Consider the following 18,290-nt stretch of genomic DNA (forward strand, 5'->3'; position numbering starts at 1 on the left):
GGGCAAGCGGGTTATGCTCCACGCGTCACCCGCTCAGCCTGGAATGCACCATGAACACTCCGCTCGTGATTCGCCCCCGCGCCGAAGATGTCGAAGGCCAACCGATTCTTCGCCCGTTGCCGTCAGCCAAATGCCGCAGCGTCGGGCCTTTTGTGTTTTTCGACCACATGCTGGAAACCCGTTATCCAGCGGGCAAAGGCATGAACATCCGTCAGCACCCGCACATCGGTCTGTCGACCCTTACCTACTTGTTCGAAGGGAAAATCCAGCACAAGGACAGCCTCGGTTCCGATCAGGTGGTAGAGGCCGGCGACGTCAGCTGGATGACCGCTGGCAGTGCTATTGCCCATGTCGAGCGCACGCCCGACGCCCTGAAGGCCAGCGGTTTCACGATGCACGGTTTGCAGATCTGGCTGGCATCGCCCAAGGATCATGAGCAAGGCCCGGGCCACTACAGCCATCACCCGGCAGCCACGTTGCCGGTCAGCGATAACCTTGGCGTAAAGATCCGGATGATCGCCGGGTCAGGCTTTTGCCTGGAATCGCCAGTGCCGGTGCTTTCTCCTACGCTGTACGCGGAACTGAACCTGCAAACAGCAACCACGCTGCTGATTCCCACCGAGCATGAAGAACGGGCACTGTACGTGTTGAGCGGTGAGGCGCAGCTCGATGGCGAGCCGATAGAGCCGTACTCGCTAGTGGTGCTGCCTGCCGGGGAAGAAATGACGCTGTTCGCCGAGAGCGACTGTCATGCGGTGTTGTTCGGCGGCGCGCCGCTGGATGGGCCGCGACGGATCAACTGGAATTTTGTGGCGAGCGATCCGGCGGCTATCGACGAAGCGCGCCGGCGCTGGGCGGCCGGGGATTGGCCGACGGTGCCGGGGGAAAGCGAGCGTATTGAGCTGCCTTGAGATTTGTGGCGTTATTGCCGCCGCCATCGCGAGCAGGCTCACTCCTACGGTAGACCGAGTCGCAATCACTGTTCCCACATTGGAATGCGGTCTACTGTAGGAGCCGGCTTGCTGGCGATGGCGGCGTCGAAATCGCCATCGCCATCGCCAGCAAGCCGGCTCCTACAGGATCGGGTTCACAGCCAAAAAACTTCAGGTCATAAAAAAACCCGCCGAAGCGGGTTTTTTTACAACGTCGTTAAACCGACAGTTCAACCAGCAGCTTGTTGAGACGGCGCACATACGCGGCCGGGTCTTTCAAGCTGTCGCCGGCCGCCAGGGCCGCCTGATCGAAGAGAATGTGCGACAGGTCGCCGAAGCGCTCGTCGCTCTGCTCGTTGTCGAGCTTCTCGATCAGCGGGTGCGCCGGGTTGAATTCGAAGATCGGCTTCGAATCCGGAACCTTCTGACCGCTGGCTTCCAGGATCTGACGCATCTGCATGCCCAGGTCCTGCTCACCGATGGCCAGAATCGCCGGGGAGTCGGTCAGACGATGGGAAACCCGCACTTCAGCCACGGATTCGCCAAGCGCAGTTTTCAGACGCTCAACCAGACCTTCTTTGGACTTGGCGACTTCTTCCGCGGCTTTCTTGTCTTCTTCCGAATCCAGGTTGCCCAGGTCGAGGTCACCGCGCGCCACGTCGACAAAGCTCTTGCCGTCGAAGTCGTTGAGGTAGCTCATCAGCCACTCGTCGATGCGGTCGGTCAGCAGCAGCACTTCGATGCCTTTCTTGCGGAAGACTTCCAGGTGCGGGCTGTTTTTGACTTGCGCGTAGGTTTCGCCGGTCAGGTAGTAAATCTTGTCCTGACCTTCCTTGGCGCGAGCCAGGTATTCGGCCAGACCCACAACCTGCTCGCCTTCTTCGCCCTGAGTGGACGCAAAACGCAGCAGGCCGGCGATTTTCTCTTTGTTGGCGAAGTCTTCTGCCGGGCCTTCTTTCATGACCTGACCGAAGTTTTTCCAGAAGCCTTTGTATTGCTCAGGCTCGTTCTTCGCCAGTTTTTCCAGCATGTCCAGCACGCGCTTGGTCAGCGCCGATTTCATGGAGTCGATGATCGGGTCTTTCTGCAGGATTTCCCGCGACACGTTCAGCGACAGGTCATTGGAATCGACCACGCCCTTGATGAAGCGCAGGTACAACGGCAGGAACGACTCGGCCTGGTCCATGACGAACACACGCTGCACGTACAGCTTCAGGCCTTTCGGCGCTTCACGCTGGTACAGGTCGAACGGAGCGCGGGTCGGTACGTAGAGCAGCGAGCTGTATTCGAGCTTGCCTTCGACCTTGTTGTGGCTCCAGCTCAGCGGGTTTTCGAAGTCGTGAGCGATGTGCTTGTAGAACTCCTGGTATTCCTCGTCCTTGATCTCGGTACGAGGACGGGTCCACAGGGCGCTGGCGCGGTTGACGGTTTCCCATTCAACAGCTGGCTTCTCTTCGCCTTCAGCCGCTGCCACTTCTTTCGGCAACTCGATCGGCAAAGCGATGTGGTCGGAGTACTTCTTGATGATGTTGCGCAGACGCCAGCCATCGGCGAACTCGTCTTCACCGGACTTCAGGTGCAGGACGATGCGAGTACCACGATCGGCTTTCTCGACGGTGGCAACTTCGAAATTACCTTCGCCCTTCGACGACCAGTGCACGCCTTCGCTGGCAGCAGCACCGGCACGACGGCTGAACACGTCGACTTTGTCGGCGACGATGAAGGCAGAGTAGAAACCCACGCCGAACTGACCGATCAGGTGCGAATCCTTTTTCTGATCGCCCGTCAGGTGTTTCATGAAATCGGCGGTGCCGGATTTGGCGATGGTGCCCAGGTGGGTGATCGCATCTTCACGGCTCATGCCGATGCCGTTGTCTTCGAGGGTGACGGTTTTAGCGTCCTTGTCGAAGCTCACACGGATTTTCAGTTCGGCGCCACCTTCCAGCAACTCAGGCTTGGACAGGGCTTCGAAACGTAATTTGTCGACAGCGTCAGAGGCGTTCGAGATCAATTCGCGAAGGAAGATTTCCTTGTTGGAATACAGCGAATGGATCATGAGGTGCAGCAGCTGCTTCACCTCGGTCTGGAAGCCCAGGGTTTCCTTTTGAGTTTCCACACTCATGGTCATCAAACTCCAATCAGATGGCAGTGGCCGCGACCTAGAGGGTCGGCGGCGGGTTGTCATCAAAGTTGGGGGCTCGGATCAGGATTTCAAGGGCTCATCGATTTTGAAGTGGGCGCGGGCCGTGGCGATGGGCTCGGATTCGGTGCTTTGCCAGGCGGTCACTGCCACGTTTGCGACACGCCGCCCCTGACGGCACACCTGGCAGCGCGCCCACGTATCGCGAAACTGCCCGGCGCGCAGGTAGTCGAGGGAAAAATCGATGATCTTCGGCACACCCGGTGAACCGGTAAAAATCAGCAGGTGCAAGGCGGCGGACAGCTCCATGAACCCGGCAATGACGCCGCCGTGAATCGCTGGCAGTAAAGGGTTACCAATGTTGTCCTTGTTCGCCGGCAGACGAAACAGCAGGTCATCCCCCACCCGCGAACACTCGACACCGATCAGTTTGGCGTAGGGAATCAGATGCAGCAGCGAGGCATAGTCGCCCTGCTCATGGGCCTGTTGCAGTTGTTCCTTGAAGTTGTCGGTCATTTCGCACCTCCGGCGATGGCGCCACCAAACCCTTTGGTGCCTTTGACGCCCTTGCCCATGCGCATGAACGTACCGACGACATGGGCGATGGGCTGCTCGGGATCGTCCTGATAAGCAAAGCCACGGGCGAAGATCACGTCGGTGGTGACCCGGTAGCACTGGGCAAAACCATAGACGTCCTTATGCGGTTCGGCGGCATGCATATAGTCGATGCGCAGGTCGAGGGTCGGGCAGACTTCGAATTCGGGCAGCACGCAGAGTGTGGCCATGCCGCACGCGGTGTCCATCAGGGAGGTCAACGCCCCGCCATGGATCACGCCGGTTTGCGGATTGCCGACAATTTGCGGGCTGTACGGCAGGATGACCGTCAGTCCATCGCTGCTGGCGCTGTGAACGCGCAAACCAAGTACCTGGCAATGCCTGAGCGCCGAAAGGAATCGCGTCGCGCGCTCAAAAACGGGGTTTTCGGCCATGTGGTAAACACTCTTCTTAGTACTCGGAGATTGTATTAGGTGTATTCGTAAAAGTTCCCGTAGGAATAATCTTATATATCTGAACGAATTGAGGAACTTAACCCTGATGTCCACGCTCGAAAGGCCAGATAGATATTTTCCATAAGGAGAAACACCCCATGCGTAAGACTTTAGCTATTGCCTTGATGTTGACCGCTTCCCTCGGTCTCGCTGCCTGCGATAAAAAATCCGAGGACAAAGCTCAAGAAGCCGATAAACATGCTGAGCAAGCTCAGCAAGACATGAGCAAAGCTCAGGATAAAGTGAACGACGCTGCGAAAGAAAACGCCGAAGCTGCCAAAGCTCAGGCTGAATCGGATGCAGCTGCAGCAAAAGAAGCACCTAAAAACTAAAACAGTTTTTAGCGTGATAAAGAAAACCCGCCAAGTGCGGGTTTTCTTTTGTCTGTCATTTTCCTTGTTAGAGCAAAATAGTTCTAAAAGTCGGACTAATCATCAATAGCAGCGAACACACTAACCCGACAAACCACACCAGACTCCGCTGCCAGGCCAGATCGCTCCAATAGCACACTAAGTAAATGACCCGCGTAATCACAAAGATGATTGCCAGCGTATCAATCAGCCAGCCCGCCGTTTGCGTGGTGTGCGCCATCAACACCCCCACGGCAAACAATATAAACGCCTCAAAACAGTTCTGATGAGCTGCCACTGCGCGGGCGCCAAACCCAGTGAGTTGTGCCTGTTGCTGGCGCGGCAGATGATTGTCGTAACCGCCCTGCTCTTTCATGGCCCTGGCCACCGGCATGCGGGCCACATAGATCAGCAAGGCACTGATAAACACACACCAGAACGGAATACTCATCAAGCGGCCTCTCGGTTCGCCTCGGGCAATGGCGCCTCTGTAGGGGTATAGACCATCACGTCGAGAACGTCGGAATGAAACTCCCGGCGATACAGCACCAGCACCACGCCAGCGCTCATCAACATGAACAACCAGGGGCTGACGAACCACGCCAGCATGGTCATGCCGAAGTAATAGGAACGCAGGCCGAAGTTGAACTGGTTGGCGGCCATGGAGATGACACGCGCCGCCCGTGCGGCAAAGGCTTTACGCTCCAGCTCGGAAACATGCCGCTCGCCGACCATGGGGGCCGACCCCACGAGAATTGCAGCGAAGTTGTACTGACGCATGCACCAGCTGAACGTGAAGAACGCATACACAAACACCAGCGCCAGACACAGCAACTTGATCTCCGACATGCCCTGGGAGGCCTGTTGCACCATCGGGATGTCCGCCAGCAACGACACCGCCCTTTCCGACGCACCGAGCACGGTGAGAATACCGGCCAGGATAATCAGTGTGCTGGAGGCGAAGAACGAAGCGTTGCGCTCCAGATTACCGATCACACTGGCATCGGCGATGCGGTTGTCACGCATCAGCATGCGGCGCATCCAGTCTTCGCGGTACAGGTGCAACACACTGGCCAGGCACGCGGTGTCGCGGCCCTTCCAAGTCGCATAACGGGTGTAGCCGCCCCAGCAGATGACAAACCAGATGGCGGCGAGGATGTGGATCAGGTTGGCGTGGATGAACGACATGCAGGTCCTTGTGAGACGTTGGTTGAATCTGTAGGAGCGTGGCTTGCCCGCGAAGGCGGTGTACCTGTCGAAGATTAGGTCGAATGTTACCCCCTCTTCGCGGGCAAGCCTCGCTCCTACAGGTAGTGCTTCGACGTTAGCTGACAAAAAAAGACACTGCCTCACGCGCATAAAAAATGCCCCGTATCGATTGATACGGGGCATTTCCATGTTCGCTCAAGACCCGCTTATGGCGGGCCGTGATACGCCTTAAGCCAGCGCTTCTTCGCGCTTGCCCAGCATGCGATCGCAAACCACCGCAACCACCAGGGTCATGACCGACGGCACCAGCCACGCCAGGCCCTGCTCACTCAGCGGCAAATGCGCCAATTGCATCGGCATCCAGTCCGCCAGACCCGCGCCCTTGAGCGCGTCGATCAGGCCGAAGATGAACGACACCAACATCACCGGACCGACGATGCGGCCCTGCTCATGCCAGAAGTCCTTGCAGAAGCTCAGGGCGACCAGCGCGATGCACGGCGGGTAGATCGCGGTGAGGACCGGGATCGAGAACGCGATCAGCTTGGTGAGGCCCAGGTTGGACACCAGCAGGGAGAACGCGGCGAGGATGATGACCAAGGTCTTGTAGGACAGTGGCAGCACACGGCTGAAGTATTCGGCACAGGCACACGTCAGACCGACCGCCGTAACCAGGCAGGCCAACGAAATCAGCACGGCGAGGAAACCACTGCCCAAGGAACCGAATGTGTGTTGAACGTAGGCGTGCAACACCGCCGCGCCGTTGGTCGCACCGGCGGCCACTTCATGGCTGCCCGAACCGAGGCGAAACAGGCTGACGTACACCAGCGCCAGACCGACGCCGGCAATCAGCCCGGCAATGATCGCGTAACGGGTGATCAGCACCGGAGAATCCACGCCACGGGAGCGGATGGCGTTGACGATAACGATGCCGAACACCAGCGCGCCCAGGGTATCCATGGTCAGGTAACCATTGATGAAGCCCTGGGAGAATGGCGCCGCGACATACTCGGGCGTCGCCACGCCGATATCACCGGCCGGCAACGCGAACGCGGCGATGCCGAGGGCGGCCAGGGCGATAATCTTCAGCGGTGCGAGGAAACGCCCTACGGTGTCCAGCAAACGACCCGGGTAGAGCGAGATGAAGAACACCAGCAGGAAGTACACCGAGCTATAGAGGAACAGCGCCAGCGGGCTTTCGCCGGTCAGCGGCGCCAGGCCCACTTCGAACGATACGGTCGCGGTGCGCGGCGTCGCGAACAGCGGGCCAACGGCGAGGTAGCACGCAGCGGCCAGCAAGCCACCGGCGACTTTGCCGATCGGGCTGCTCAAGGCATCCATCGCGCCACCGACCTTGGCCAGGGCAACAACGGTGATCACCGGCAGACCGACCGCGGTGATCAGAAAGCCCAGCGCCGCCATCCAGACATGAGGCCCGGACTGCAAACCGACGATAGGCGGGAAGATGATGTTGCCAGCCCCGACGAACAGGGCAAACGTCATAAAACCAAGTGCCAGGATGTCCTGGCCTTTCAACACTTTCATTAAGGAAATACCACACTACTGAATCGGAATTTAGAGAGGGATTTCCCTTATGGGTGAGGGAAATGCTGTCGACCCGTATAGGACCGACCCTTTAGCGCGAAGCTTCCTTGTGGGATGCGGACGCAAAAATGGCGGCTAGCCTAACGAATTTGAGCGACAAACGCACTGTTAGAGGGCGAACTATCCGATCTGCGACATTTCCGTGTCGCGTTTTTGCATGTTAATGGTAGATGCCTGTAAGTACGCCTTCGCGGGCAAGCCTCGCTCCTACAGGTTCTTCGTCGATCACAAGTACGGCAAACGACGAAAAACCTGTAGGAGCGAGGCTTGCCCGCGAAGGGGTCGGCACCAACGATACAAACCCCGGAAACGACAAAGGCCACCCGAAGGTGGCCTTTGTTTGGTGAAGCGTCAGCTAAGCGCGAGGCTTACTTGACAGCCCAACCAGTCAGCTCGGCCAGGGCCTTGCCGATGTCTGCCAGCGAACGCACGGTTTTAACGCCCGCGTCTTGCAGTGCAGCGAACTTCTCGTCTGCAGTGCCTTTGCCGCCAGAGATGATTGCGCCAGCATGGCCCATGCGCTTGCCCGGAGGAGCAGTCACACCAGCGATGTAGGAAACAACCGGCTTGGTCACGTGTGCCTTGATGTAGGCAGCCGCTTCTTCTTCAGCCGAACCGCCGATCTCACCGATCATCACGATCGCTTCGGTCTTCGGGTCTTCCTGGAACAGCTTCAGGATGTCGATGAAGTTCGAACCCGGGATCGGGTCACCGCCGATGCCGACGCAAGTCGACTGACCGAAACCGGCGTCAGTAGTTTGCTTCACAGCTTCGTAGGTCAGGGTGCCGGAACGGGAAACGATACCGACCTTGCCTGGCAAGTGAATGTGACCTGGCATGATGCCGATCTTGCATTCGCCTGGAGTGATCACGCCTGGGCAGTTAGGGCCGATCAGGGTGATACCCAGCTCGTCGCACTTAACTTTAGCGTCCAGCATGTCCAGGGTAGGAATGCCTTCGGTGATGCAAACGATCAGCTTGATGCCGCCGAATGCTGCTTCCAGGATGGAGTCCTTGCAGAAAGGAGCTGGAACGTAGATCACGCTGGCGGTGGCGCCAGTGGCAGCTACAGCGTCTTTCACGGTGTTGAACACTGGCAGACCCAGGTGCTCGGTGCCGCCTTTACCAGGAGTTACACCACCAACCATCTTGGTGCCGTACTCGATGGCTTGCTGGGTGTGGAAACTACCTTGCGAACCGGTAATACCCTGGCAGATAACTTTGGTGTCTTTATTGATCAGGACGCTCATTATTTGCCCTCCGCAGCTTTAACGACTTGTTGAGCAGCGTCGGTCAGGCTGGTAGCAGCGATGATGTTCAAACCGCTTTCTGCCAGTACTTTAGCGCCCAGCTCAGCGTTGTTGCCTTCAAGGCGAACAACAACCGGGATTTTCACGCCGACTTCTTTCACAGCGCCGATGATGCCTTCGGCAATCATGTCGCAACGAACGATGCCGCCGAAGATGTTAACCAGTACTGCAGCGACGTTGGTGTCGGACAGAATGATTTTGAAAGCTTCGGTAACGCGTTCTTTGGTAGCACCGCCGCCCACGTCGAGGAAGTTGGCTGGTTTGCCGCCATGCAGGTTGACGATGTCCATGGTACCCATGGCCAGGCCAGCACCGTTGACCATGCAACCGATGTTGCCTTCCAGTGCTACGTAGTTCAGTTCGAACTTGGCAGCGTGCGCTTCGCGCGGATCGTCTTGCGACGGATCGTGGAAAGTCTTCAGCTTAGGCTGACGGTACATGGCGTTGGCGTCGATGTTGATCTTGGCGTCGAGGCAGTGCAGATCGCCGTCAGCCTTGATCACCAGCGGGTTCACTTCCAGCAGAGCCAGGTCGTGATCCTTGAACAGCTTGGCCAGACCTACGAAGATCTTGGCGAACTGAGCAACCTGCTTGCCTTCCAGACCCAGCTGGAATGCCAGCTCGCGACCCTGGAATGGCTGAGCGCCAACCAGTGGATCGATAGTGGCTTTCAGAATTTTTTCTGGAGTGTCGTGAGCGATTTTCTCGATGTCCACGCCACCTTCGGTGGAAGCCATGAACACGATGCGACGGCTCGAACGGTCAACGACAGCGCCCAGGTACAGCTCTTTAGCGATATCAGTGCACGATTCAACCAGGATCTTGGTGACTGGCTGACCATTGGCGTCAGTCTGGTAAGTCACCAGACGCTTGCCCAGCCACTGCTGTGCGAAGGCTTTGGCGTCTTCTTTGCTGCGAACCAGCTTAACGCCGCCCGCTTTACCGCGACCACCAGCGTGGACCTGGGCTTTGACAACCCACTCGGTGCCGCCGATTTTGTCGCAAGCTTCTGCTGCTGCTTCCGGGGTGTCTACCGCATAACCGGTGGAAACTGGCAGGCCGTATTCAGCGAACAGCTGCTTACCCTGATACTCGTGAAGATTCATGCTTATTACCGTCTTCGTTAGGTACTGCGCATTCGGTGCTGCACTTGTTCAAGTGCCGCACCACCTGTGACTGCTGCTTGCGTAGCCTTTCCGGATACCCGGTGCAGCCACGCAAGACTGCGTCCAGCGGATATTCCGCGGTGAGTCTTGCATGCAAGGCTCACGACGGGCCATACCGCCGTGGTTTCTTATTGTCTTAACGCTTCTTGCGGTTGGCGATGTGGATGGCGCCGCCATTCACAGCCAGAGCTGCTTCGTGCAAGGCTTCAGACAGGGTCGGATGGGAGAAAACCATCATGCCCAGGTCTTCAGCGCTGGTGCCGAATTCCATGCCGATCGCGCCCTGCTGAACCAGTTCTGCAGCGCTCGGGCCAATCACGTGGACGCCCAATACGCGGTCAGTCTTGGCATCGGCAATGACTTTCACGAAACCGCCGGTGTCGTTGGCTGCCATGGCACGGCCACTGGCTGCGAACGGGAAGGTGCCAACGTTAACTTCAACGCCTTCAGCCTTCAAGGTCTGCTCGGTTTTGCCGACCCATGCGATTTCCGGGTGAGTATAAATAACCGAAGGGATCAGGTCATAGTTGATTTGCGCTTTGTGGCCCTTGATGCGCTCAACCACCATGATGCCTTCTTCGGACGCCTTGTGCGCCAGCATCATGCCGCGAACCACGTCACCGATCGCGTAAACGCCCGGTACGCTGGTGGCGCACTGGTCGTCAACGAATACGAAACCGCGCTCGTCGATGGTCACACCGCTGTCGGCAGCCAACAGTTCGGTGGTCACTGGACGGCGACCAACGGCAACGATCAGCTTGTCAAAGGTAATGCTCTGTTCGCCGTTGGCGTCGGTGTAGTTCACAACGACTTCGTCGCCGTTCACTTTGGAACCGGTGACGCGAGCGCCCAGCTTGATGTCCAGACCTTGTTTGGTCAGGGTTTTGTAGGCTTCTTTGGAAACGGCGTCGTCAGCAGCCGGCAGGAACTTCTCCAGCGCTTCCAGAACAACCACTTCAGCGCCCAGGCGCGACCATACCGAACCCAGTTCCAGACCGATTACGCCAGCGCCGATAACGCCCAGACGCTTGGGTACGGATTGGAATTCCAGTGCGCCGGTCGAATCGACGATCACTTTCTGGTCAACCGGAGCCGGTGGAATGTCGATCGGGCGCGAACCCGAAGCCAGAATCACGTTCTCGGCTTCGATGATTTCAACGCTGCCGTCTGGCTTGGTCAGTTCGACTTTCTTGCCGGCCAGCAGTTTGCCGTGGCCTTGCAGGGAAGTGACGCCGTTCGCCTTGAACAGGGTGGCAACGCCAGAGGTCAGGCCTTTGACGATGTTGGCTTTACGGCCAACCATTGCCGACACGTCCATGGTCACGCCAGCGTGATTGATACCGTGGATCGCGAAGCCTTCTTTGGCTTCCTTGTATTTCCAGGAGCTGTCCAGCAGCGCCTTGGATGGAATGCAACCGACGTTCAGGCAAGTACCGCCGAGGGCCAGTTTGCCTTCCTTGTCGGTGTATTTCTCGATGCAGGCAGTGGTGAGGCCCAGTTGCGCTGCTTTAATGGCAGCCACGTAACCGCCAGGGCCCGCGCCAATCACTACCACGTCGAATTTCTGAGTCATGTGTCATTCCTTCTCGAATCAAACCGGACGGCCCCTTATGGGGACCGTCGTGGGACGAAGCTGGTCATTACAGACGGGCCGCCATCCTGCACGGCCCATGCAACGAAATCAGATATCCAGCAGCAAACGAGCCGGGTCTTCCAGCAGGTTCTTGATGGTAACCAGGAAGGTCACAGCTTCTTTGCCATCGATCAGACGGTGATCGTAGGACAGAGCCAGGTACATCATCGGACGGATTACGACCTGACCGTTGATCGCCATAGGACGCTGCAGAATGTTGTGCATGCCCAGGATGGCCGCTTGCGGCGGGTTGACGATCGGAGTCGACATCATCGAACCGAAGGTACCACCGTTGGTGATGGTGAACGTACCGCCGGTCATTTCGTCCATCGACAGTTTGCCGTCGCGAGCCTTCTTGCCGAAGGTGGCGATGCCGCCTTCGATTTCAGCCAGGCTCATCAGTTCGGCGTTACGCAGAACCGGTACAACCAGGCCGCGGTCGCTGGAAACTGCAACGCCGACGTCAGCGTAGCCGTGGTAAACGATGTCGCCACCGTCGATCGATGCGTTGACAGCCGGGAAGCGTTTCAGCGCTTCGGTGGCAGCCTTGACGAAGAACGACATGAAGCCCAGGCGTACGCCGTTGTGGGACTTCTCGAACAGGTCCTTGTACTTCGAACGCAGGGCCATGACTTCGGTCATGTCGACTTCGTTGAAGGTGGTCAGCATCGCCATGTTCGACTGAGCTTCTACCAGGCGCTTGGCCACGGTAGCGCGAACGCGGGTCATCGGTACGCGCTTCTCGATGCGGTCGCCAGCGGCGAACACAGGAGCAGCGCCAGCAGGAGCAGCAGCCTTGGCAGGCGCGGCAGCCGGAGCGGCTTTCTTGGCAGCAACAGCTGCAACCACGTCTTCCTTGGTCACACGACCGCCTTTGCCGGTGCCGGCAACGGAAGCGATGTTGATGCCGTTTTCTTCAGCCAGCTTGCGAGCAGCCGGTGCAGCAACAGGATCGTCTTCGCCATCGGCAGCTGGAGCAGCAGCCTGTGCAGCAGCCGGAGCAGCAGCGGCAGCCGGAGCAGCGGCAGCAGCGCCGCCTTCAACGATGGAGCCCAGGACTTCGTCGGACAGAACGGTGTCGCCTTCGTTCTTGACGATAGCGCCCAGCACGCCGTCAGCAGTGGCCAACACTTCCAGCACAACCTTGTCGGTTTCGATATCGACGATCAGGTCGTCACGCTTTACAGCGTCGCCCGGTTGTTTGTGCCAGGTGGCAACGGTGCCATCGGCAACCGATTCCGGGAAAGTGGGGGCTTTGATTTCGATAGCCATTATCTGTGAGTCCTTAAATTCGGTTTCAGGTGCGCGAAGGCGTTAAACAGTAAAGGCGTCTTGCAGCAGTTTTTCCTGCTGCTCAGCGTGCATCGATGCGTAACCGCATGCAGGTGCAGCAGAAGCCTCACGGCCCGCGTACTCAAGTACGAGAGACTTGTTGAGATTGCTGATGCTACGACGCATGTGGTGTTGGCTGCAGTACCACGCACCCTGGTTCATCGGCTCTTCCTGGCACCACACGGCATTTTTGACGTTGGTGTAAGGAGCCAGGACTTCTTTCAAGTCGTCCTCAGGGAATGGGTACAGTTGCTCGATACGCACGATGGCGATGTCATCACGACCTTCGGCACGGCGTTTTTCCAGCAGGTCGTAGTAGACCTTGCCGCTACACAGAACAACGCGCTCGACCTTTTTCGGGTCCAGTGCATCGATTTCCGGGATAACGGTCTGGAACGAACCTTCGGCCAGATCTTCCAGAGTCGAGATGGCCAGCTTGTGACGCAGCAGCGACTTCGGAGTCAGAACGATCAATGGCTTGCGCAGCGGGCGAATCACCTGACGACGCAGCAAGTGGTAGATCTGAGCCGGCGTAGTCGGTACGGCTACCTGAATGTTGTGCTCGGCGCACAGTTGCAGGTAACGCTCCAGACGAGCCGACGAGTGCTCCGGACCCTGACCTTCATAACCGTGCGGCAGCAGCATGGTCAGACCGCAGAGACGGCCCCACTTGTGCTCGCCACTGGTGATGAACTGGTCGATAACCACCTGGGCACCGTTGGCGAAGTCGCCGAACTGGGCTTCCCAGATCACCAGCGCTTCAGGCGTGGTGGTCGAATAACCGTACTCGAACGCCAGAACCGCTTCTTCGGACAGGAACGAATCGTACAGGTCGAAACGTGGCTGGCCGTTGTACAGGTTCTGCAACGGGATGTAGGTACCCGCGTCTTTCTGGTTGTGCAAGACAGCGTGACGGTGCGAGAACGTACCGCGACCGATGTCCTGACCCGTCATGCGAATCGGGTGACCTTCGAACGCCAGGGTCGCGTACGCCATGGTTTCGGCGTAACCCCAGTTGATCGGCAGGCCGCCGGCTTGCATCTTCTGACGGTCTTCGTAGATTTTCGAAACCTGGCGCTGAACCACGAAGCCTTCTGGAATTTCCAGCAGCTTGGCGGACAGTTCCTGCAAGGTCTTCAGATCGAAACGCGTGTCGTGACGTGCAGTCCAGGCGTGGCCCAGGTACGGACGCCAGTCCACGAACAACTCTTTGTTCGGCTCTTTGACCAGGCTTTTTACAACATGCAGACCGTTGTCCAGCGCGTTGCGGTATTCGTCGACTTTCGACTGAACACGCTCAACGTCCAGCACACCGCTCTGAGTCAGGCGATCGGCATACAGTTCACGGGTGGTGCGCTGTTTGGTGATCTGCTGGTACATCAGAGGCTGGGTGCCGCTAGGCTCGTCGGCTTCGTTGTGGCCGCGACGACGGTAGCAGACCAGGTCGATCACCACGTCACGCTTGAATTGCATGCGGTAGTCGATGGCCAGCTGGGTCACGAACAACACGGCTTCCGGATCATCACCATTCACATGGAGGATCGGCGCCTGGATCATCTTCGCAACGTCGGTCGCGTACTCGGTGGAACGCGAGTCCAGCGGGTTGCTGATGGTGAAACCGACCTGGTTGTTGATCACGATGTGCACGGTGCCGCCGGTCTTGAAACCGCGGGTCTGCGACATCTGGAAGGTTTCCATCACCACGCCTTGACCGGCGAATGCCGCGTCACCGTGGATGGAGATCGGCAGAACCTTCTCACCGGTAGGGTCGTTACGACGATCCTGACGGGCGCGAACCGAACCTTCGACCACTGGAGATACGATTTCCAGGTGGGACGGGTTGAACGCCATGGCCAGGTGAACTTCACCGCCGGCGGTCATCACGTTGGACGAGAAGCCCTGGTGGTATTTAACGTCACCGGAACCCAGCTCGACCTTCTTCTTGCCTTCGAACTCGTCGAACAGCTCACGCGGGTTCTTGCCGAAGGTGTTGACCAGCACGTTCAGACGACCACGGTGGGCCATGCCGATCACGATTTCCTTGGTGCCGTAGGAACCGGAACGCTGGATCAACTCGTCGAGCATCGGAATCAGGCTTTCGCCGCCTTCCAGACCGAAACGCTTGGTGCCCGGGTATTTGGTGCCCAGGTATTTTTCCAGGCCTTCACCGGCAGTGACGCGCTCGAGCAGGTGGCTCTTGATGTCGGCGGAGTACGTCGGACGACCACGCACGCTTTCCAGACGCTGCTGGAACCACTGGCGCTGCTCGGAATCGGTGATATGCGTGAATTCAGCGCCGATGGTGCGGCAATATGTCTGCTGCAACGCTTCGTGAATTTCGCGTAGGCTCGCCTCCTCTTTGCCGATGAACAGGTCGCCGGCACGGAAGGTCGTATCAAGATCGGCATTGGTCAAGCCGTAATGATTGATTGACAGGTCTGCAGGTGCAGGACGCTGCCACAGTCCCAGCGGGTCAAGCTGAGCTGCCTGGTGGCCACGCATACGGTAGGCCTGGATCAATCGCAGCACTTCAACTTGCTTCTTCTCGTGCTCACTGCTCACGCTGCCGGCGGAAACCGGTTGGGCGCGGCGCTGGTTCTTTGCCAGCAAGACGAAATGATCGCGAATTGTGGAGTGCGAAACATCGGTGGCAGAGTTGCCTTCGGTCGGCAACTTCTGAAAGTAGGTGCGCCACTCTTCTGGCACAGCGTTAGGGTCGTGCAGGTAGAGCTCATAAAGCTCTTCCACATAGGCAGCGTTACCTCCGGAAAGGTAGGCGCTGTTCCACATGCGCTGCATCACGCTTTCTTGCATGCTTGGTCACCCTCGGTTAGGGGAACACCATCGGCGTCGACACCGAGCAAACTTGCAGAAGTCCGAATGCAGCGACCAAAACAAGCCACTTAGGATCACGCTGATAGTCCGGGTACCAGCCCGGATGCCCCTGCTTGTCTCATTTCTTCAAAATAAGAGCGGCAGCTTTGTGAGCTGCTGCTCAGGTTAAAACTACGGCGCCGGTTGAAGCCTGCGCCGTAGCATCTACGGGTACAGCGGTCCTACGGGTACTGCTGAATCACACGCCGCTTTGCAGCAACATGTGACGTACGTGACCGATGGCCTTAGTCGGGTTCAGGCCTTTCGGACAAACGTTTACACAGTTCATGATCCCGCGGCAGCGGAATACGCTGAACGGGTCATCCAGCGCAGCCAGACGCTCGGATGTCTTGGTGTCGCGGCTGTCTGCCAGGAAGCGATACGCTTGCAGCAGAGCAGCTGGACCCAGGAACTTGTCCGGGTTCCACCAGAAGGACGGGCAAGAGGTCGAGCAGCAAGCGCACAGGATGCACTCGTACAGACCGTCGAGCTTTTCACGCTCTTCAGGGGACTGCAGACGCTCGATGGCCGGAGCCGGCGTGTCGTTCTGCAGGTATGGCTTAACCTTTTCGTATTGCTTGTAGAAGATGCTCATATCGACGACCAGGTCACGGATAACCGGCAAACCTGGCAGCGGACGAACGATCAGCTTGTTACCTTTTACGACAGAAGACAGCGGCGTGACGCATGCCAGAGCGTTTTTGCCGTTGATGTTCATGCCGTCGGAACCGCAAACGCCTTCACGGCAAGAGCGACGATAGGAGAAACCTTCGTCCTGCTCTTTGATCAGGGCCAGCACGTCCAGGACCATCAGGTCTTTACCACCGGTATCGACCTGGAATTCCTGCATGAACGGCGCGGCGTCCTGATCAGGGTTGTAGCGATAAACACTGACTTGCAACATGGCGGCCACCCTTAATAAGTCCGAATCTTAGGTTCAAAAGTCGGAACAGTCTTCGGCGAGAAGTTCACAGCACGCTTGGTCACGCGCTTGTCACCCGGGAAGTACAGGGTGTGGCACAGCCAGTTTTCGTCGTCGCGATCTTCGTAGTCTTCACGGGCGTGAGCGCCGCGGGACTCTTTGCGGATCTCTGCAGCGATGGCGGTGGCTTCGGCCACTTCCAGCAGGTTCTGCAGTTCCAGGGCTTCGATTCGAGCAGTGTTGAACGCCTGGCTCTTGTCGTTGATCTTGACGTTGGCGATACGGCCACGCAGATCAGCCAGCTGAGCGATACCCTTCTGCATGTATTCGCCGGTACGGAATACACCGAAGTAGTTCTGCATGCAGCTTTGCAGTTCTTTACGCAGGGTAGCGACGTCTTCGCCTTCGGTACGCGAGTTCAGGCCATCGAGACGTGCCAGGGCAGCGTCGATGTCGGACTGGCGTGGACGGGCGTAATCAACGCCTTCTTTCAGGGTCTGCTCCAGGAACAGACCGGCCGCACGGCCGAATACCACCAGGTCGAGCAGCGAGTTGCCGCCCAGACGGTTGGCACCGTGAACCGATACGCACGCCACTTCGCCTACTGCGAACAGACCAGGAATGATCTGGTCAACGCCGTCAGCGTCCTGAGTGATTGCCTGGCCATGAATGTTGGTGGCAACGCCGCCCATCATATAGTGGCAGGTTGGAACGACCGGAATCGGCGCCACGGCTGGATCGACGTGGGCGAAGGTCTTGGACAGTTCCATGATGCCTGGCAGACGGCTGTGCAGAACTTCTTCACCGAGGTGATCGAGTTTCAGCATTACGTGGTCGCCATCGGGACCGCAACCGTTGCCGGCGATGATTTCTTTAACCATCGAGCGAGCAACAACGTCACGACCAGCAAGGTCTTTGGCGTTCGGAGCATAACGCTCCATGAAACGCTCGCCGTGCTTGTTGATCAGGTAACCGCCTTCACCGCGGCAACCTTCTGTAACCAGTACACCGGCGCCGGCGATGCCGGTCGGGTGGAACTGCCACATTTCAATGTCTTGTACCGGCACGCCAGCACGCAGAGCCATGCCGACGCCGTCACCGGTGTTGATCAGGGCATTGGTGGTGGACGAGTAGATACGACCTGCACCGCCAGTCGCCAATACGGTCGCGTTAGCGCGAACGTAGGAGGTTTCACCGGTTTCGATGCAGATGACGATCATGCCGACAAAGGCACCGTCTTCGTTCTTAACCAGGTCGACGCCGTAGTATTCGTTGAGGAATACGGTGCCGGCCTTCAGGTTGGCCTGGTACAGGGTGTGCAGCAGTGCGTGACCGGTACGGTCGGCAGCGGCGCACGTACGTGCAGCCTGGCCACCTTTACCGAAGTCTTTCGACTGACCGCCGAACGGACGCTGGTAGATGCGGCCTTGTTCGGTGCGGGAGAACGGCAAGCCCATGTGCTCGAGCTCGAAGACCGCTTCCGGGCCTACGGAACACATGTATTCGATAGCGTCCTGGTCACCGATGTAGTCGGAACCCTTGACGGTATCGTACATGTGCCAGCGCCAGTCATCGTTCGGATCAGCAGACGCGATGGCGCAGGTGATACCACCCTGGGCGGATACGGTGTGCGAACGAGTCGGGAAAACCTTGGTAACAACGGCAGTCTTGTGACCGCCCTGTGCCAGCTGCAGAGCAGCGCGCATGCCAGCACCGCCGCCGCCAATGATGATGGCGTCGAACGAAAGCGTATTAACTGTAGTAGACATGA

The 18,290-nt window shown here is 58.1% G+C and carries 15 protein-coding genes; 2 read left to right on the plus strand and 13 right to left on the minus strand.

Features of this window, described 5'->3' with window-relative positions; all coding sequences use genetic code 11:
* The first annotated feature begins 50 nt into the window (after positions 1 to 50).
* Entirely contained in the window at positions 51 to 911 is an 861-nt protein-coding gene (locus tag IB246_RS17640; RefSeq protein ID WP_008039223.1) for a pirin family protein, read from the plus strand.
* A 238-nt stretch (positions 912 to 1,149) separates the two neighbouring features.
* Here the strand turns inward: IB246_RS17640 and htpG are convergent, their stop codons facing one another.
* The 3 genes from htpG to IB246_RS17655 all read right to left on the minus strand — a co-directional run bounded on the left by htpG (position 1,150) and on the right by IB246_RS17655 (position 4,061).
* Positions 1,150 to 3,054, minus strand: coding sequence for a molecular chaperone HtpG (gene htpG, locus IB246_RS17645; protein WP_008039224.1), 1,905 nt, complete (start codon positions 3,052 to 3,054; stop codon positions 1,150 to 1,152).
* 81 nt (positions 3,055 to 3,135) lie between these two features.
* Positions 3,136 to 3,588 carry a PaaI family thioesterase gene (locus IB246_RS17650; protein WP_008039225.1) on the minus strand — a complete coding sequence of 151 codons (453 nt, stop codon included), beginning with the start codon at positions 3,586 to 3,588 and terminating at the stop codon, positions 3,136 to 3,138.
* Positions 3,585 to 4,061 (minus strand): PaaI family thioesterase, encoded by a 477-nt coding sequence (locus IB246_RS17655; protein WP_008032683.1) that lies wholly within the window; start codon positions 4,059 to 4,061, stop codon positions 3,585 to 3,587. The genes IB246_RS17650 and IB246_RS17655 overlap by 4 nt, the downstream gene beginning before the upstream one ends.
* A 158-nt stretch (positions 4,062 to 4,219) precedes the next feature.
* On the opposite strand from IB246_RS17655, the gene IB246_RS17660 reads away from it, so the two are divergent.
* A complete protein-coding gene (locus tag IB246_RS17660; protein ID WP_008039236.1) occupies positions 4,220 to 4,453 on the plus strand; it encodes a hypothetical protein in 234 nt (77 codons plus the stop codon).
* A 67-nt stretch (positions 4,454 to 4,520) separates the two neighbouring features.
* On the opposite strand, the gene IB246_RS17665 is transcribed toward IB246_RS17660, so the two are convergent.
* The 10 genes from IB246_RS17665 to sdhA form a co-directional block, all read right to left on the minus strand.
* On the minus strand, positions 4,521 to 4,922 hold the full coding sequence (locus tag IB246_RS17665; RefSeq protein ID WP_008039237.1) for an MAPEG family protein: 402 nt from the start codon (positions 4,920 to 4,922) through the stop codon (positions 4,521 to 4,523).
* Complete coding sequence (locus IB246_RS17670; RefSeq protein WP_008032675.1) at positions 4,922 to 5,659, minus strand: DUF599 domain-containing protein; 738 nt, start codon at positions 5,657 to 5,659, stop codon at positions 4,922 to 4,924. The genes IB246_RS17665 and IB246_RS17670 overlap by 1 nt, the downstream gene beginning before the upstream one ends.
* A 249-nt stretch (positions 5,660 to 5,908) precedes the next feature.
* Positions 5,909 to 7,222, minus strand: coding sequence for a branched-chain amino acid transport system II carrier protein (gene brnQ, locus IB246_RS17675; RefSeq protein ID WP_008039238.1), 1,314 nt, complete (start codon positions 7,220 to 7,222; stop codon positions 5,909 to 5,911).
* A 428-nt stretch (positions 7,223 to 7,650) separates the two neighbouring features.
* Positions 7,651 to 8,532 (minus strand): succinate--CoA ligase subunit alpha, encoded by an 882-nt coding sequence (gene sucD / locus IB246_RS17680; protein WP_008032672.1) that lies wholly within the window; start codon positions 8,530 to 8,532, stop codon positions 7,651 to 7,653.
* Positions 8,532 to 9,698, minus strand: coding sequence for an ADP-forming succinate--CoA ligase subunit beta (gene sucC / locus IB246_RS17685; RefSeq protein WP_007898980.1), 1,167 nt, complete (start codon positions 9,696 to 9,698; stop codon positions 8,532 to 8,534). The genes sucD and sucC overlap by 1 nt, the downstream gene beginning before the upstream one ends.
* Before the next feature lie 196 nt (positions 9,699 to 9,894).
* Complete coding sequence (gene lpdA / locus IB246_RS17690) at positions 9,895 to 11,331, minus strand: dihydrolipoyl dehydrogenase (protein WP_008032670.1); 1,437 nt, start codon at positions 11,329 to 11,331, stop codon at positions 9,895 to 9,897.
* A gap of 108 nt (positions 11,332 to 11,439) precedes the next feature.
* On the minus strand, positions 11,440 to 12,663 hold the full coding sequence (gene odhB, locus IB246_RS17695; RefSeq protein ID WP_008039239.1) for a 2-oxoglutarate dehydrogenase complex dihydrolipoyllysine-residue succinyltransferase: 1,224 nt from the start codon (positions 12,661 to 12,663) through the stop codon (positions 11,440 to 11,442).
* A 42-nt stretch (positions 12,664 to 12,705) separates the two neighbouring features.
* Positions 12,706 to 15,537, minus strand: a complete 2,832-nt coding sequence (locus IB246_RS17700) for a 2-oxoglutarate dehydrogenase E1 component (protein WP_008032666.1) — start codon at positions 15,535 to 15,537, stop codon at positions 12,706 to 12,708.
* A 259-nt stretch (positions 15,538 to 15,796) separates the two neighbouring features.
* Complete coding sequence (locus IB246_RS17705; RefSeq protein WP_008032664.1) at positions 15,797 to 16,501, minus strand: succinate dehydrogenase iron-sulfur subunit; 705 nt, start codon at positions 16,499 to 16,501, stop codon at positions 15,797 to 15,799.
* An 11-nt stretch (positions 16,502 to 16,512) separates the two neighbouring features.
* Positions 16,513 to 18,288, minus strand: coding sequence for a succinate dehydrogenase flavoprotein subunit (gene sdhA / locus IB246_RS17710; RefSeq protein WP_008032662.1), 1,776 nt, complete (start codon positions 18,286 to 18,288; stop codon positions 16,513 to 16,515).
* Positions 18,289 to 18,290 lie beyond the last annotated feature (2 nt).

The sequence above is a fragment of the Pseudomonas sp. PDM01 genome, from assembly GCF_014852325.1.
Taxonomy (GTDB): Bacteria; Pseudomonadota; Gammaproteobacteria; order Pseudomonadales; family Pseudomonadaceae; genus Aquipseudomonas; species Aquipseudomonas migulae.

Excerpts from the sequence above, each read along its gene's own strand:
- IB246_RS17640 (WP_008039223.1), top strand. The coding sequence starts at position 51 with ATGAACACTCCGCTCGTGATTCGCCCCCGCGCCGAAGATGTCGAAGGC.
- htpG (WP_008039224.1), bottom strand. The coding sequence starts at position 3,054 with ATGAGTGTGGAAACTCAAAAGGAAACCCTGGGCTTCCAGACCGAGGTG.
- IB246_RS17650 (WP_008039225.1), bottom strand. The coding sequence starts at position 3,588 with ATGACCGACAACTTCAAGGAACAACTGCAACAGGCCCATGAGCAGGGC.
- IB246_RS17655 (WP_008032683.1), bottom strand. The coding sequence starts at position 4,061 with ATGGCCGAAAACCCCGTTTTTGAGCGCGCGACGCGATTCCTTTCGGCG.
- IB246_RS17660 (WP_008039236.1), top strand. The coding sequence starts at position 4,220 with ATGCGTAAGACTTTAGCTATTGCCTTGATGTTGACCGCTTCCCTCGGT.
- IB246_RS17665 (WP_008039237.1), bottom strand. The coding sequence starts at position 4,922 with ATGAGTATTCCGTTCTGGTGTGTGTTTATCAGTGCCTTGCTGATCTAT.
- IB246_RS17670 (WP_008032675.1), bottom strand. The coding sequence starts at position 5,659 with ATGTCGTTCATCCACGCCAACCTGATCCACATCCTCGCCGCCATCTGG.
- brnQ (WP_008039238.1), bottom strand. The coding sequence starts at position 7,222 with ATGAAAGTGTTGAAAGGCCAGGACATCCTGGCACTTGGTTTTATGACG.
- sucD (WP_008032672.1), bottom strand. The coding sequence starts at position 8,532 with ATGAGCGTCCTGATCAATAAAGACACCAAAGTTATCTGCCAGGGTATT.
- sucC (WP_007898980.1), bottom strand. The coding sequence starts at position 9,698 with ATGAATCTTCACGAGTATCAGGGTAAGCAGCTGTTCGCTGAATACGGC.
- lpdA (WP_008032670.1), bottom strand. The coding sequence starts at position 11,331 with ATGACTCAGAAATTCGACGTGGTAGTGATTGGCGCGGGCCCTGGCGGT.
- odhB (WP_008039239.1), bottom strand. The coding sequence starts at position 12,663 with ATGGCTATCGAAATCAAAGCCCCCACTTTCCCGGAATCGGTTGCCGAT.
- IB246_RS17700 (WP_008032666.1), bottom strand. The coding sequence starts at position 15,537 with ATGCAAGAAAGCGTGATGCAGCGCATGTGGAACAGCGCCTACCTTTCC.
- IB246_RS17705 (WP_008032664.1), bottom strand. The coding sequence starts at position 16,501 with ATGTTGCAAGTCAGTGTTTATCGCTACAACCCTGATCAGGACGCCGCG.
- sdhA (WP_008032662.1), bottom strand. The coding sequence starts at position 18,288 with ATGTCTACTACAGTTAATACGCTTTCGTTCGACGCCATCATCATTGGC.